Here is a 12,634-nt window from a genome sequence, read left to right as displayed (position 1 = left end):
TCGACCGCCCTATTCGCCATGCCGAGGGCCTTTTCGGCATCGCCTTTATTATATATGTCCCACGGCGTTAATCCCCTACTGGGTTCACCGTAGGTGCTCCTGCCGTGCTCCGGCGCCAGCGTCTTGGCTATGTTCGCCAGCTCGATTATCAAATCGACGAGGTCCCCAGGCATTCTGTCGATCAATTCCCGTAATTCGTTGGATGGGTCGTGGGACCAGCTCGGCACCCTATACGCGGCAATTACGGCCTTTGCCGCATTTTCTGCGGAGAGCTGGGCGTTGGCCACCGTGCCCCTCCAATCACCTCTGCTGAAGGCCTCATCGGCTTCCCTGAGGTAATTAACGGCCAATCTATATCTGTACTTAACTTCATCTATCGGGTCGAACATCCCTCACGGCGCGTATGAGGGGTTTGCCGTCTGCTCTTTCCCAGCCGTACTTCCCGTCCCTCGTCCTGTACCTAACTAGGTTCTCGCGCTCGATGAAGCTGGCCACGGCCTCCTTGAACCGCCTCAGCTCGCCCTGTCTGTCGCAGATTATCACCCCGTCCCACGCGATGTTTATCGCCAGCGGCGTCCACCTGCCGTGGATATCCTCCCTCCTCATGGTTATCAGCGTGACGTCGCGGTCGACGTATCTCCTAATTATTCCGTAGGCCCTGGCCCTGACGTCGAGATCGCCGGCTAGGCCGTCGAAGAGGACGAGCACGTCTACGTCGCTGTCCTCCCGGGCCTCGCCGCGGGCCCAACTGCCGAAGAGCATCAAGCCTAGGAACTCGCCGTCGAACTCCCCCTCGAGATCCGCGCACGACCTGCCCAGCGAGGCGATGATCCCGGCTAGATCCACTGAACCAAGGGGGTGGAAATACTTATACCTAATCCAGATGCGGCAAGGCGTTCGGATCGCGCACAGCCCGCGGCCGGCGTGCGGGGACGCGGCGGGCTCGGCGATGGCTGTGGCTGCGGAGGCGTGCGAGGCGTGTATTGGTAGTCACATATTTATACTACCTTGAATGTAGTAACGTGGGAGGATGGGTCACGGTATCCACCAAGGTTAGGAGGGAGCTGGTGGAGAGGGCTAAGAGGCATGGGGTCAACATCTCGGAGGTTCTGCGGCGGGCTCTCGAGGAGGAGGTGGCTAGGAGGGAGGAGGAAGAGGCGAGGAGGTCTGCCAGGAGGATCGCAAGGGAGCTGAGGATGCCCGAGGAGGAGGTCGCGAGGCTGATTAGGGAGGATAGATCGAGATGAGATACGTCTTGGATTCCTCGGCCATCATAAACCTGATCCAGAGACTTGAGGAGAGGTCTATCGATATCCTTAAGGAGAGCATAACGGCGGATTTAGCTTTTTACGAGATAGGCAACTACCTCTGGAAGATTAACAGAGGGGACTTGGTCGAGGAATTCGTCAAGGTTCTGAAGTTTATAAGGGCCGAGTACGTGGGGCTGAAGGAAGAGGTCCTGGCTATTGCGGTAGACGAGAGGTTGACCTACTACGACTCCGTATATCTCTATTTAAGCAGGAAATACGGCCTTCCGCTGATCAGCGACGATAGAGACCTCGTCGGAAGGGGCGCAAGGAGGAGCTCGGAGGTCTAGGCCCCGTCCCTTGCCTGGCGGCCGGAATTTAGGCCGACCATCTCGCCGTACTGGAGCTCGGGATTGGGCGCCTCGGGGTTGAAAGGCCTTGGCCCCTCTCCTGGCTAGGCCTCGGCCGCCGCGGCGGCCGCCCTTCCCTCTCTCGTGAAGACCTCGCGCGCGATGGCTATCGGCACGAGCGCGAGTATGAACATGGCGGTGGCTATGTCGAAGTTTATCGAGTAGGCGGAGGTCGACGGGACCGAGAAGTAGGCCTTGAAGCCGCCTAGGGAGTAGTACGCTATTGTCGAGAACGTGGTGAGGACGGTGCCGGCGACGGCGGGCGCTATGGCGGAGCCGAAGTTCCTGAAGACGGTGTTCAGCCCGGTCGCGGCGCCCAGCCTGTTCCTCGGGACGGAGAAGGTGAGGAGGTTTATGAGGGAGACGTTGAGGAGGGCGAGGCCGAGGTAGGCTATCGAGAGGTAGCCTATGAGGGTCCAGACGCCGGAGTAGGCGTAGGCCGAGGCGAGCTGGAACCCGAGGACGGCCAGGACCACGCCGGCTACCGACATGCGCCTAGCTCCGACGCGCCAGAGGAGCCTGCCGGCTACGGGGGCGCCGACTATCTGCACCACGGCCATGGGGGTCATGTACAGGCCTGTGCTCAATATGTCGAGCCCGTAGCCGTAGGGCGGAGGCATCTCGAAGAGGTAGGAGAGGTTCTGGGAGCTCATCTGGAAGGCGTATGCGACCATGAATATGGCCGTCGTCGCCGCCACCACGTTCCTGTTGAGGATGTCCTTAGGTATGAAGGGATGCTCGGAGATCGTCTCCTGCGCCGCCAGCGCGGCGCCTGCGGCCGCCGCCAGGGCGAAGAAGGCCAGCGTCTGTCCGGAGGTCCAGCCCCAGGTGGGCGCCTCGGAGACCGCCACCAGGAAGGAGGACGCCATCAAGGCGAACAGCCCGATGCCGACGTAGTCGACGGGCCTCGGCGTCTTGTATCTGCTCTCCCTGATGTACGTCGCTATGAGGACGGTCAGCAAGACGGCGAAGGGCGTCACGGTGTGGTAGGTGGCGCGCCACCCGAAGCTCTGGCTCAGATAGGCCCCCAGCGGGAGCGCCACGATTATGCCGGCTCCGAACATGGCGCTGACGATGCCCTGCGCCGTGGGCACCATCTCGGGCGGGAACTCCTCCCTTATGAGGGAGAAGGCCAGGGGGAACATGGCCATGCCCAGGCCCTGAAGCCCTCTTGCGAGCAGGAGCAGGGGGAACGAGGGCGCGTATCCCGTGAACGTGACCGCGACGGAGTATATGGAGAGGACCAACACCAGCATCCTCTTCTTGCCGAACATGTCGCCCAGGCTTCCGAAGAGGGCGGCGCTTATGGTCCCCACGACCAGGTAGACGGTCAGTATCCAGGACGCGTCGGCCGGCGTGACGTTGAACTCCTCCTGTATCTTCGGCAGGGAGGGCATAAGCATGGCCTCCGTGTACATCACCACGAGAGCCACCGAGCCGAGGACCGGCGCGGCCCTCCAGGCGTACCTCACGTCGTACCTTTCGCCGATGCCCGATATATCGGGGACCACGCCCCTCGGCCGAGGTGTATTTATATGTTTTCCCCGCGCCGGCCGAGGAGGCGTCACGCATAAATACGGGAGGCCGGGCCGGGGCATGGAGCCGGAGATGGCGAAGCTGCTTGCGGGCGTAGGCGCCATCCTCGCCGCGATCAGCCCCGTCGAGCGTATCGTCGGGATTATCGGCGTCGTGCTGTTCCTGGTCGGCGCGATCTCTCTCGCGGACTTCTACGGCGACCAGAAGATGAAGGACGACGCGATCTACTGGTTCATCTTCATCTTCATAGCGCTCGTGGTCCTCATCGTAGGCGCCTCGCTGGGCGTCCTCTCCCTGCCCGCCCTCATGACGGGCCATCTGCTGGCCGGCGGCTTCGGCTTGGGGGCGTTCCTAGCCACGTTGGTGATCGCCTGGATACTCTTCATAACCTCCGCGAGGAGGTTTAGGAGCATGATGTCGGCCGTGGCCAGCAGATCGGGCGAGAGCATGTTCCAGACGGCGGGATCCCTCTACTACTGGGGCGCCGTGCTCGTGATAGTGCTCGTAGGCCTCATACTGATAGCCATAGCGTTCATCCTGGCCGGCATCGCCTTCCTGGTGATGAAGACCCCGGCGAAAACCCAGACTTAGCTCACCCTATCTTACCCCCCGCAAGGGGCTATTCCGGTGAGAGCCTAGGGACACAAGTTTCTCAACGTTCACCTCATACCGCTTGTGAGGTATGCAGAGGGTGCGTGCCCCGGCTTAAGGGGGAAGAGAAATTCGAGGTGCCCTATGTCGTTTGGTAGCTCTCTTTTCTCGCCCACTCCATAGTTTTTTCCGCTAGATACTTGACGTCCCTCTCGACGTCCTCTAAATTTGTGTAGCGGCTGACCACCCCCTCGGGGTCTAGGCCGTTGTATCGAAACTCGTGTAGATTCAGGGCGATGTCCGTGAGATGTATCAGCTCCTTTCCATATACCTCCTCGAGAGCGGACGCGACCTCCCTCATCCTCGTGGTGGGCATGAGGGCTGTGACCATGTCGGCTCTGGACCTCAGCCTGCCGGTCTTGTCCCTGACGGCGCCTGCGTACCGCCTGGCCACCGCCTCCTTGTGCCGCGCCGCCGCGGCGGCCAGCAACGCCTTCCACGCCTGGAACGCCTTCCCTGCCGCGTTTCTGTGGAGACCTTGTTCGAGGAATTTAAGCGCCAGCTCGGCCTCCCGGAGGGCCTCCTCCAGACTCAGCCTTATGTACTGAGAGGTATCGCGCCAAGGAGGGGCGTAGGTCATCGCGCAGATGGGCGGACCCATCGATTTAAGCCTTCTGTCCTAGGCGCCGCCTAGACGCGAAGTCAGAAAGGCACCGCGGCGGCCGCGGACAGCCGACAGAAGCGAAGAGGCGGTGCGGAAACCCAACGCAGCGGCCTCCGCCGCCTTGTAGCCGTCGGCGCCCTCGACGCGCCCGGCGAAGCCCCCCGTGGACGTCTGGGCGGCCGGACGCATACTTAGCCTATGCCTAATACAAGACGAACCTCTTAATCGGAGATGGCGGGCTCCTCTAGGTCCCATTCTAGGGGCCATTTGCCTTGCGCGCGGAGCGTGCTTCTCAGCATCGCTATGAGCATCTGTAGCTTGTAATAATACGCTATGAGGTCCTCGCGGCGCGTCTCCTCGTACTCCTTCTCGATGAGCTTGGCGATGCGCTGGAGCTCCCTCACGTCGCCAGGCGTGAACTTCCCCTCCTCCACCGTGGTTAAGATCTCGATGAGGCGTCGCCGCACCTCCTCGGTGTAGTTAGACCTGGCGGGCGGCGGCGTCTTGAGGTAGCCGGCTAACGCCTTCATCTCAGCCGCGGACGTAACCCCCTTAGCGGTCAGCACATCCAGCAGAACAGAGCCGAAGTTCTGGAAGGCCCACTCAAGTCTGTTAAGCCTCTCCGCGATTCTCTCATTCAGCTCCTTTATCTCTTGGAGCTCGCGGGTGAATAGGACGTACAGCAACGCCACCGACGCAGCCACAGGCGGGGCCTGGCCCAGCATAGCCGCCGCCACGTCCCATGCATCCACGAGCTGCCGCGGGCATGGGGATAAAAGCTTTCGCGCGGCCCTCTCCGTCCCGGCCTGCGCCGTTCTGCGGATGCCTGCCCGCGGCGCCGAGAAGGCGGCGCGGATGCCCGGCGGCCTTCTGCGATTGCCGGCGGGTGTGCGCCGGGCGGACTACCTGACCCGTATCCAGTACCTCTCGGCGTCTCTCAACACGGCGCTTCTCCGCCTCGCCTCCTCGAACTCCTCCGGGGTGTAGGGCAGGACCTCGACCCACCTCCCCAGCTCCAGCCTGAGCTGTAGCCTCGCGGCGATGTCCAGCCGCTCCGGCCACCTGATCCCGGCGAAGTCGGGCGAGACTACGACCAGGTCGACGTCGCTGTCCACGAGCCAGTCGCCCCTGGCGTATGAGCCGAAGAGGTAGGCCTCGGCCACCCTGAACCCGGCCGCCTCCAGCGCCGAGAGGAGCCTATCCACAGCTCTTAATATCTCCGGGGGTGCCCTCATAGCCGGCCCTCGCCAGAAGCCCCTCGGCCAAGTCCGCCACGGCCCTGGCGGTCTCCAGCGCCCTCTCGGCGTCCCGCCTGGTCACGGCCTCGAAGGGCTGGCCGGCCGCCGCGTCCGGATATCGCGACACGGTGTAGAACTTGTTCAGCTCGGCCACGGCCTCCTCCAGCGCTGGGTCGAGCTCCACGCCGGCCCTCTTCAGCTCCCGGTAGAGCTCGACCAGCACGTGGGATTTGGGAGGCTCCGCCCTCAGGAAGACGAAGAAAAGGCTCTTCAAGGCCTTCTCCACGGCCTGGTGGCTGTAGAACGCCGCGGCGTTGAAGCGGCGCGCTGAGTAGAGTAGCTGGGCCGTGCAGAGGTCGTGCCAGGCCTCGCGGATCCAGTAGGCCGCCTCGCGCCTAATCATGGGCCCCCGCCGCCTCCCTCCAGCCGCTTGAGCGCCTCCATCCTCCTCCTGAGCTCCTCGCAGGCCGCGGCGTCGCCCAGTCTGCATCTGGCCGGGAGCGTCAAGCCGGCCCAGAACCCCTCCGACGTGAGGAAAAACGCCGCGAGGGGCACCAGGGGCAGCGCAACCACGGCTGGCGGGAAGGCGAGCACCAGAGGGAACGCGATCACGAACAACAGGAAGGACGCGAAGAAGAGGCGGAAGGCCTTCACAGAGGCGCGCCGGCTGCGCCTGGTGAGGACCGCCACGAGGACGCCCACATACAGGACGGCCAGAAACAGGAGGAAGCCCGCCAGCAAGATATCCGAAACCGTCACGGGTTGATGTGTGCATGGCTTAAAAACATTTGCGCGGCGTACGCCTCAAGCGCCTCCCCCACGCCGACGGCGCCCGCGGAGACCGCGCGGCCTCTGCCGAAGGCGCCCAAGCCGTCTCGACCGGACGGCAGAACGCCGGACGCGCATGCCGGCCCTCGGACCGCGGCCCGCCGCACGGACCCGACGATCGCCAGGTCAGTTTCTGGTCTGCCCCGTGACGAGGTAGTACGCGTGGCCTGCGATGTAGACGGCGTGGTCGGAGGCCCTCTCCAGGAGGCGCATCACCACGGTCTCCACCACCTTGCACCTGTCGGCGCCCTTCAGCACGTCCAGCAGAGCCTCCTCGTAGCTCTTGTCCACCACCTCGTCGTCCAGCCTCTCCACCTCCTCCAACGCCGAAACGTCGCGGCTGAGGAACATGTCCACGGCCTTGGCCACCATTTCTTTAACCGTCCCGCCCGTGGTTTCCACCCTCTTCGACCAGCAGCCTCCCCCCAGCTTCTCGGTCACCGACGCCACGTCGTAGGCGTAGCGGGCAATCCTGTAGAGGTCGTACGAGACGAACAACGCGCTTTTCAGGAAGCGGAGGTCCGTGGCCACGGGGGCATACCTAGCGACGGCCTCCATCACGAGGTCCGAAACCTCGTCGTGCAGCCTGCGGAGCTTGGACGCAACCTCCCTGATCTCGCCGGCCTTCGCCTCCTCCCTGAGCGCCATGGAGAGCGCCTCCACGGCCAGCCTGGAGCCCTCCCTGAGTCTCTCGGCGATTTCCTCCTCGGCCATATCCAGTAGCCTCCTCATGCATGCCTCAACCCGCGTCCTTAAAAACTGTTTTCATATGTCACACGCCTAGGTAAGCCTTCTTTACGTGTTCGTTCGCGGCGAGCTCCTCCGGCCTGCCCTGGAGGACTATCCTCCCGTTCTCCAGCACATATGAATAGTCGCTTATCTCCAGAGCCGCCGCCACGTTCTGCTCCACCAGCAACACCGACATCTCCTCCTTGAGCCGCTTCACCGTCTGGAAGAGGTCGCTGACTATCTTAGGAGCAAGGCCGGCGCTCGGCTCGTCTATCAGCAACACCTTAGGCCTCGACATAAGCGCCCGGGCGATGGCCAACATCTGCTGCTCGCCGCCGCTCATGGTGCCGGCCCTCTGGCGCCTGCGCTCCCTCAGCCGCGGGAAGAGGGCGTAAACAAATTCCAACGTGTCGTGCACCTTCTCCCTGGCCCTCTTCGTGAAGGCCCCCATCAGCAGGTTCTCCTCCACGGTCATCTCGGGGAAGAGGCGCCGCCCCTCGGGCACCAGCGCAAGCCCCAGCTCCACCTTCCTGTGAGGCGGCACCCTCGTCGCGTCCGTGCCCTCCAGCAGTATCCTCCCCTCCCAGGGCCTCACAACGCCCATGACTGTCCAGAGGGTGGTGGACTTCCCGGCGCCGTTCGGCCCCAGGAGCGATATTATGGACTTGGCCGGCACCTCTAGGCTTATGCCGAACAGCACTTGGAGCCTCCCGTAGCCTGAGGACAGCTGTTGCAGGCTCAGCGCCATGGCCTCCCCAGATACACCTCCACCACCTTGGGGTCGTTCAGAGCCTTCTCGGGGGGCCCCTCGGCGATTACCTTCCCCTGGTGCATCACTATCACTCTATGCGCCAGCTGCGCCACCGCGCGCATTCTGTGCTCCACCAGCGAAATCGCTGCAATGCCCCGCTCCTCCGCCAGCCTCTTGATCAATTGAACCATGGCGTCTATCTCCCTCGGGTTGAGGCCGGCCATCACCTCGTCGAGAAGCAACAGCTTGGGGTTCCCCGCGAGGGCGCGGGCGAGCTCCAGAAGGCGCAGCTCGTTGAAGGTGAGCTTGCCGGCCGGCTGGTTGCGCTTCTCGTACAAGCCCACGTACCGTAGCGCCTCCTCAGCGGCCTCTCTGGCCGTTTTCAGGTCGCGGCCGCCGTTGAATATAGCCCCCACCATCACGTTCTCCAGCACGGACAGCTCGGGGAACGGCCGGGGCACTTGGAACGCCCGCGACATTCCGAGCCTCGCCCTACTGTAGGGAGGCAGGCCCGTTATGTCTCTGCCCTCGAAGAATATCCTCCCTCCATCCGGCCTATACACGCCGCTTATCAGGTTGAGCAGAGTGGTTTTCCCGGACCCATTGGGGCCCACGACGGCCAGAAATTCGCCTTTCTCAAGCTCGAACGACACGCCGTCCACAGCCCTCAGCCCCCCGAACTTCTTAACCACGTTGTCGACCTTCAGCAAGTTCATGGCAACCACGTTCTGAGGCCTTCAGACCTCCGGTTGAGCGTTCCCACTATCCCGTTGGGCAGAAACAGCATAACGAGGAAAACTATCAGGGAGGTTATCAGCGACTGGAGCCCCGGCAGATAGATGCCGACTAGGTACCTGGCGCCGTAGTATATCAAGCCGCCGACTATGGGGCCTGTGACAGTCCCGGCCCCGCCCAGGAACATCACGGCCAGCCCGTCGAGTATGTAGTCGATGAAGAAGACGTTCTCGGGAAACACCTGCATGTTGCCGAGGCTGAAGAAGGCGGCTCCCAGCAGGCCCGAGAGCACGGCGCTCGTCACAAACGCGAGCAGTTTGTACCTGGTGGGGTTTATGCCCATGACCTTGGCGGCGTCCTCGTCTTGCCTTATGGCGGCGAGCGCGTATCCGGCCCTGCCGGCCTGTATGAAGTACATCGCCAGCACCGAGATGAGGCCCGTCAGGAGTATCAAGGCGGCCGACCCCACGTTCGCCAGAAATAGGGCGAGGTCGCGCCCGTAGACCTTGAACATGCTGGAGCCCAGCATCAAACCTGCGCCTCCGCCCCAGATGTTGGCCCCGATTATGAGGTGCTTAATTCCCTCGTTGAGACCTATCGTGGCTATTGCGAAATATGCGCCCCGGAGCCTGAGCGCTATGGCGCCCACCGTGAGTGCCAGGAGCGCGGCGAGCCCCATGCCCAATGCTAAGCCGATCGGGATAGTCGCAATGCCGAGCTGCGGCATGTACAGGATCGCGGCCCCCAGCCCGTAGGCGCCTATTCCGAGGAACGCGGCGTATCCGAAGTTGACGTACCTCGTGAGCCCGACGAAGATATTTACGGCCTGCCCCAGCGCCATATAGAATGCTATCGAGGCTATTTGTTTCGAGTACTCGGGGAGCGCGAACGCCAGCGCCATGAGGGCCAGATAGGCGCCGAGAGGGATATAGGGCCTCATAACTTGAACAAGCCCGTGGGTTTGAACAGCAACACCAGGAGCAGTAGGGCGAACTCCAGGAACAGCGCCATCTCTGAGGGCTCGGCGAACCCCGCGACGGAAAACGCGTAGAACCCAAGGGACTCTATGACGCCGAGGAGAAGCCCAGCCGTATAGGCCCCCAGCAACGACCCGAGGCCTCCGAGGACAGCTATGACGAACCCTATCAACGTGTAGGGCCCGCCCATGTACGGATTTATGCCCACCGGTATGAAGAGCGTGAGGAACACGCCTCCCACTGTAGTGATCGCGATGCCTATGGCGGCGCTCGCCGCGAATACTCTATCCACGTTGATGCCCACGACCATGGCCCCCACGGGGTCTTGGACCACTGCCCTGATGGATCTGCCGAAGTAGGTCCTCCTGAGCAATAGGTCTAGGGATAGCGCTATGGCAAGCGCCAGGACCGCGCCTGCGAGCTTGGAGATATCTATCTGAAGGCCTGCGACCTCCACCGACCCGATATTCCAGCGGTAGCCGACGAAGTCGGGCCCCCACAGGAGTCTGGCGATCTCGGCGATGAGGGCCCCCAGCGCGAACAGCGCAACCAATACGTTGAGCTCGCCTGCCTTGTTCAAAGGCTTGATGACGCCTATATACACGAGGTAGCCCAGCAGGGCCCCTATCGCGAAGGCGAGCAAAGCAGTGGCGAACGGCGGCCACGCCCACAGGATGAAGGCGAAATAGGCCGCGTATGCGCCCAACATGACGAAGGAGCCGTGCGCCACGTTGACTACCCTCAACACGCCGAAGATCAGGCTGAGACCCAAAGTGGTGAGCCCGTATATAGAGCCGAGAATAAGGCCGCTCAAAAAATACGGGATTACGTCCATCACCCTACTTGCAGAGCTGCCCGGCGGCTTTTTGGTCCCACGTCAGCGACGGGTAGAACAGCTTGGCCTCCGCGACGGCGCTCGGCCATACGACTACTCTGTTCCCTCCCTGCCACTGGATCACCACCATGGAGTGGGCCACGTTTATATTCGTCGTGGAGTTCAGTTTGAACTCGCTGAAGAACGTCATGAAATCGGCGCTCCTCAGCGCCGCTAGGACCTTGTCGGAATCCACGGTGCCGGCTTTCTGCACGCCGTACAGAATCGCCAGCACGCCCTCGGCCGCCCAGGCGGCGTGGTAGCCGGGATCCACCTCCTGGCCGCCCATCTGCTTGGCCACCTGTCTGAAGTATGTTATGAACTCTTCCTTCGTCGGGCCGAACCACTCCACGCCCTTCTGCTTCGCCAGATCTGGCGTGTACTTGACGCCGGGCTCCCAATGCGAGGGGCCGACGATGCACTCCGCCAGAGTCCCCAGCGCCTTGTAGAAATCGGGCACCAGCGGCGCCACCGACAGCGCTATGAGCTTGGCGTTTACCTTCTGAGCCGCGAGCTGCTGCACGGCGAGCTGTCCGTCGGCGAAGTGGCTCGCGACTATTATGATGTCGGGGTTGGCCTGTTTAACCTTGAGGATCTGCGGCGTTAAGTCAGTCGGAGAGGACGGATAGACCTCATACGCCACGACCTGCAGGCCGAGCTTCTCGGCGTAGGCCTTGGCGCCCTCGGCCACCTGCCTGTTGAACTCGCTGTCTCTATACAGGATCGCGACGGTCTTCACCGTGGGGTCGGTCTTCACCGCCATGTCGAGAACCGGCACCATGTACTGGCTGGCGGGCGCCGCCACGCCTATAACGTACTTGAAGCCCTGCTGGAATATGCGGTCGGAGGAGGCGCCGACGACCGCCATCAACACGCCGTATTTTTCAGCTATGGGCGAGACGCCCAGCGCGAGGTCCGAGCCGTAGGGGCTCAGCAGGAAGTTCACCTTGTCTTGAGTCACGAGGGCCTCCGTGATGCTCTGGGCGAGGTCCAGCTTGGACTCGCTGTCTCTGTACAGCAACTTCACCTTGACCTTCTTGCCGCCGCAGTCGATACCGCCGTGGTCGTTGACCCAGTTGACCACGGCTAGGGCGCCCCAAAGCGAGTACTGCCCCTCAGAGGCGTATCTGCCGGAGATGGGCATAGCCGTCCCAATGACAATCTCGTCGGGACATTTACCCGCAGAAGTCTGGGTAGGCTGTTGAGTGGACGTGGATGGCGGGGTGGTGGATGTAGTCGGTGGAGTTGTCTGCGGAGGCGGGGTCTGGGACGACGTGGTAGGAGCGCCGGCGGGTGGTTGCATCGCTATCCAAGCAACCACGCCCAATACGATCACAACCACTGTTGCAATGACGCCCCAGAGAGTTTTCGAACCAAGCATAGTCTATTAACAACTTAACTATTTAAACATTATTCATAATTATATATAATTATATATGTATGACAACGAAGCACAGCTAAGAAAACAAATTGGTAAATATCGATTTCGGAATTCATAACTATAGTCCTAGATTTTCATATGATTTTTATTATATTAATATAGCCTTCCAGTTACGTATTTCTCCGTGAGCTCATGTTTTGGTTTTGTGAATATATCTCTTGTCGGTCCCCACTCGACTATTTGCCCCTTGTATAGGAAGGCCACGTAGTCGCTCACCCGCGCCGCCTGCGGGGGGTAGTGGGTGACGAGCACGATCGTCACGTCTCTCTTTAGCCAGAGGAAAAGCGCCTCCAACCTGGCGGTGTTCTCCGGGTCGAGGTTTGCGGTGGGCTCGTCGGCGAGCAGAACCTCAGGCTCGAAGGCGAGGGCCCTCGCGACGCAGAGCCTCTGCTGCTGGCCGCCGGACAGCTTGCCGGCAGGCATGTCGAGTCTGTTCCTAACCTCGTCCCAGAGCTGGGCCTTCTCGAGCGCGGATCTGACCCGCTCGAAGAGCTCCCTCCTGCCCCTAACCAGGCGGTTGAGCTTAAGGCCGAGAGCCACGTTCTCGAAGATGGACAGATTGGGGATGGGGTTGGGGATCTGGAAGATCATCTGGACCCTCCTCCTGAGCTCC

At 61.9% G+C, this 12,634-nt stretch carries 18 protein-coding genes; 3 read left to right on the top strand and 15 right to left on the bottom strand.

The features are described from left to right. Both B7L68_RS07550 and B7L68_RS07545 read right to left on the bottom strand, forming a co-directional pair. Positions 1 to 389: HEPN domain-containing protein (locus tag B7L68_RS07550; RefSeq protein ID WP_081247067.1), on the bottom strand; the 389-nt coding region annotated here is incomplete at its 3' end. After that, positions 370 to 846: a nucleotidyltransferase family protein gene (locus tag B7L68_RS07545; RefSeq protein WP_238136381.1), complete on the bottom strand. Its 477-nt coding sequence runs from the start codon at positions 844 to 846 to the stop codon at positions 370 to 372. The genes B7L68_RS07550 and B7L68_RS07545, both read right to left, overlap by 20 nt. A gap of 176 nt (positions 847 to 1,022) precedes the next feature. Here B7L68_RS07545 and B7L68_RS07540 point away from each other — a divergent pair, with 176 nt between their 5' ends. Further along, positions 1,023 to 1,247, top strand: coding sequence for a type II toxin-antitoxin system CcdA family antitoxin (locus B7L68_RS07540; protein WP_081247066.1), 225 nt, complete (start codon positions 1,023 to 1,025; stop codon positions 1,245 to 1,247). Then, positions 1,244 to 1,597 carry a type II toxin-antitoxin system VapC family toxin gene (locus B7L68_RS07535; protein ID WP_081247065.1) on the top strand — a complete coding sequence of 118 codons (354 nt, stop codon included), beginning with the start codon at positions 1,244 to 1,246 and terminating at the stop codon, positions 1,595 to 1,597. Before B7L68_RS07540 ends, B7L68_RS07535 begins: the two co-directional genes overlap by 4 nt. A 104-nt stretch (positions 1,598 to 1,701) precedes the next feature. Here B7L68_RS07535 and B7L68_RS07530 read toward each other — a convergent pair whose 3' ends face one another. Beyond that, on the bottom strand, positions 1,702 to 3,168 hold the full coding sequence (locus tag B7L68_RS07530; RefSeq protein ID WP_369907400.1) for an MFS transporter: 1,467 nt from the start codon (positions 3,166 to 3,168) through the stop codon (positions 1,702 to 1,704). An 85-nt stretch (positions 3,169 to 3,253) separates the two neighbouring features. On the opposite strand from B7L68_RS07530, the gene B7L68_RS07525 reads away from it, so the two are divergent. Next, a complete protein-coding gene (locus tag B7L68_RS07525; RefSeq protein ID WP_081247063.1) occupies positions 3,254 to 3,784 on the top strand; it encodes a DUF996 domain-containing protein in 531 nt (176 codons plus the stop codon). A 142-nt stretch (positions 3,785 to 3,926) separates the two neighbouring features. Here B7L68_RS07525 and B7L68_RS07520 read toward each other — a convergent pair whose 3' ends face one another. The 12 genes from B7L68_RS07520 to B7L68_RS07460 form a co-directional block, all read right to left on the bottom strand. Further along, the gene (locus B7L68_RS07520; RefSeq protein WP_081247062.1) at positions 3,927 to 4,424 is read right to left on the bottom strand and encodes a PaREP1 family protein; all 498 of its coding nucleotides are present in this window, start codon (positions 4,422 to 4,424) and stop codon (positions 3,927 to 3,929) included. 245 nt (positions 4,425 to 4,669) lie between these two features. Further along, positions 4,670 to 5,200, bottom strand: coding sequence for a hypothetical protein (locus B7L68_RS07515; RefSeq protein ID WP_081247061.1), 531 nt, complete (start codon positions 5,198 to 5,200; stop codon positions 4,670 to 4,672). 150 nt (positions 5,201 to 5,350) lie between these two features. Further along, positions 5,351 to 5,683, bottom strand: coding sequence for a nucleotidyltransferase domain-containing protein (locus B7L68_RS07510; RefSeq protein ID WP_081247060.1), 333 nt, complete (start codon positions 5,681 to 5,683; stop codon positions 5,351 to 5,353). Then, a complete protein-coding gene (locus B7L68_RS07505) occupies positions 5,646 to 6,089 on the bottom strand; it encodes a HEPN domain-containing protein (protein ID WP_081247059.1) in 444 nt (147 codons plus the stop codon). The genes B7L68_RS07510 and B7L68_RS07505 overlap by 38 nt, the downstream gene beginning before the upstream one ends. Continuing rightward, positions 6,086 to 6,445 (bottom strand): hypothetical protein, encoded by a 360-nt coding sequence (locus B7L68_RS07500; protein ID WP_081247058.1) that lies wholly within the window; start codon positions 6,443 to 6,445, stop codon positions 6,086 to 6,088. The genes B7L68_RS07505 and B7L68_RS07500 overlap by 4 nt, the downstream gene beginning before the upstream one ends. Positions 6,446 to 6,640: 195 nt before the next feature. After that, complete coding sequence (locus tag B7L68_RS07490; RefSeq protein ID WP_081247057.1) at positions 6,641 to 7,246, bottom strand: phosphate uptake regulator PhoU; 606 nt, start codon at positions 7,244 to 7,246, stop codon at positions 6,641 to 6,643. Positions 7,247 to 7,286: 40 nt separating this feature from the next. After that, the gene (locus B7L68_RS07485; RefSeq protein WP_081247056.1) at positions 7,287 to 7,991 is read right to left on the bottom strand and encodes an ABC transporter ATP-binding protein; all 705 of its coding nucleotides are present in this window, start codon (positions 7,989 to 7,991) and stop codon (positions 7,287 to 7,289) included. Next, complete coding sequence (locus B7L68_RS07480; protein WP_081247055.1) at positions 7,982 to 8,710, bottom strand: ABC transporter ATP-binding protein; 729 nt, start codon at positions 8,708 to 8,710, stop codon at positions 7,982 to 7,984. Before B7L68_RS07480 ends, B7L68_RS07485 begins: the two co-directional genes overlap by 10 nt. After that, positions 8,707 to 9,669, bottom strand: coding sequence for a branched-chain amino acid ABC transporter permease (locus B7L68_RS07475; RefSeq protein ID WP_081247054.1), 963 nt, complete (start codon positions 9,667 to 9,669; stop codon positions 8,707 to 8,709). Before B7L68_RS07475 ends, B7L68_RS07480 begins: the two co-directional genes overlap by 4 nt. Further along, positions 9,666 to 10,541: a branched-chain amino acid ABC transporter permease gene (locus B7L68_RS07470; RefSeq protein ID WP_081247068.1), complete on the bottom strand. Its 876-nt coding sequence runs from the start codon at positions 10,539 to 10,541 to the stop codon at positions 9,666 to 9,668. The genes B7L68_RS07475 and B7L68_RS07470 overlap by 4 nt, the downstream gene beginning before the upstream one ends. Positions 10,542 to 10,545: 4 nt before the next feature. After that, positions 10,546 to 11,961 (bottom strand): amino acid ABC transporter substrate-binding protein, encoded by a 1,416-nt coding sequence (locus B7L68_RS07465; RefSeq protein ID WP_081247053.1) that lies wholly within the window; start codon positions 11,959 to 11,961, stop codon positions 10,546 to 10,548. 153 nt (positions 11,962 to 12,114) lie between these two features. Beyond that, on the bottom strand, positions 12,115 to 12,634 hold a 520-nt coding region (locus tag B7L68_RS07460; RefSeq protein ID WP_143615320.1), incomplete at its 5' end, for an ATP-binding cassette domain-containing protein.

The sequence above is a fragment of the Thermoproteus sp. CP80 genome, from assembly GCF_002077075.2.
In the GTDB taxonomy this organism is placed as follows: Archaea; Thermoproteota; Thermoprotei; order Thermoproteales; family Thermoproteaceae; genus Thermoproteus.
The sequence above is the reverse complement of the archived record's forward strand: the minus strand, read 5'-3'. Positions and strand labels throughout refer to the sequence as shown.

What these genes read in the sequence shown, in the direction of transcription:
- B7L68_RS07535 (WP_081247065.1), top strand. Translation starts at nt 1,244, where the DNA reads ATGAGATACGTCTTGGATTCCTCGGCCATCATAAACCTGATCCAGAGA.
- B7L68_RS07525 (WP_081247063.1), top strand. Translation starts at nt 3,254, where the DNA reads ATGGAGCCGGAGATGGCGAAGCTGCTTGCGGGCGTAGGCGCCATCCTC.
- B7L68_RS07520 (WP_081247062.1), bottom strand. Translation starts at nt 4,424, where the DNA reads ATGACCTACGCCCCTCCTTGGCGCGATACCTCTCAGTACATAAGGCTG.
- B7L68_RS07510 (WP_081247060.1), bottom strand. Translation starts at nt 5,683, where the DNA reads ATGAGGGCACCCCCGGAGATATTAAGAGCTGTGGATAGGCTCCTCTCG.
- B7L68_RS07505 (WP_081247059.1), bottom strand. Translation starts at nt 6,089, where the DNA reads ATGATTAGGCGCGAGGCGGCCTACTGGATCCGCGAGGCCTGGCACGAC.
- B7L68_RS07490 (WP_081247057.1), bottom strand. Translation starts at nt 7,246, where the DNA reads ATGAGGAGGCTACTGGATATGGCCGAGGAGGAAATCGCCGAGAGACTC.
- B7L68_RS07485 (WP_081247056.1), bottom strand. Translation starts at nt 7,991, where the DNA reads ATGGCGCTGAGCCTGCAACAGCTGTCCTCAGGCTACGGGAGGCTCCAA.
- B7L68_RS07480 (WP_081247055.1), bottom strand. Translation starts at nt 8,710, where the DNA reads ATGAACTTGCTGAAGGTCGACAACGTGGTTAAGAAGTTCGGGGGGCTG.
- B7L68_RS07475 (WP_081247054.1), bottom strand. Translation starts at nt 9,669, where the DNA reads ATGAGGCCCTATATCCCTCTCGGCGCCTATCTGGCCCTCATGGCGCTG.
- B7L68_RS07470 (WP_081247068.1), bottom strand. Translation starts at nt 10,541, where the DNA reads ATGGACGTAATCCCGTATTTTTTGAGCGGCCTTATTCTCGGCTCTATA.
- B7L68_RS07465 (WP_081247053.1), bottom strand. Translation starts at nt 11,961, where the DNA reads ATGCTTGGTTCGAAAACTCTCTGGGGCGTCATTGCAACAGTGGTTGTG.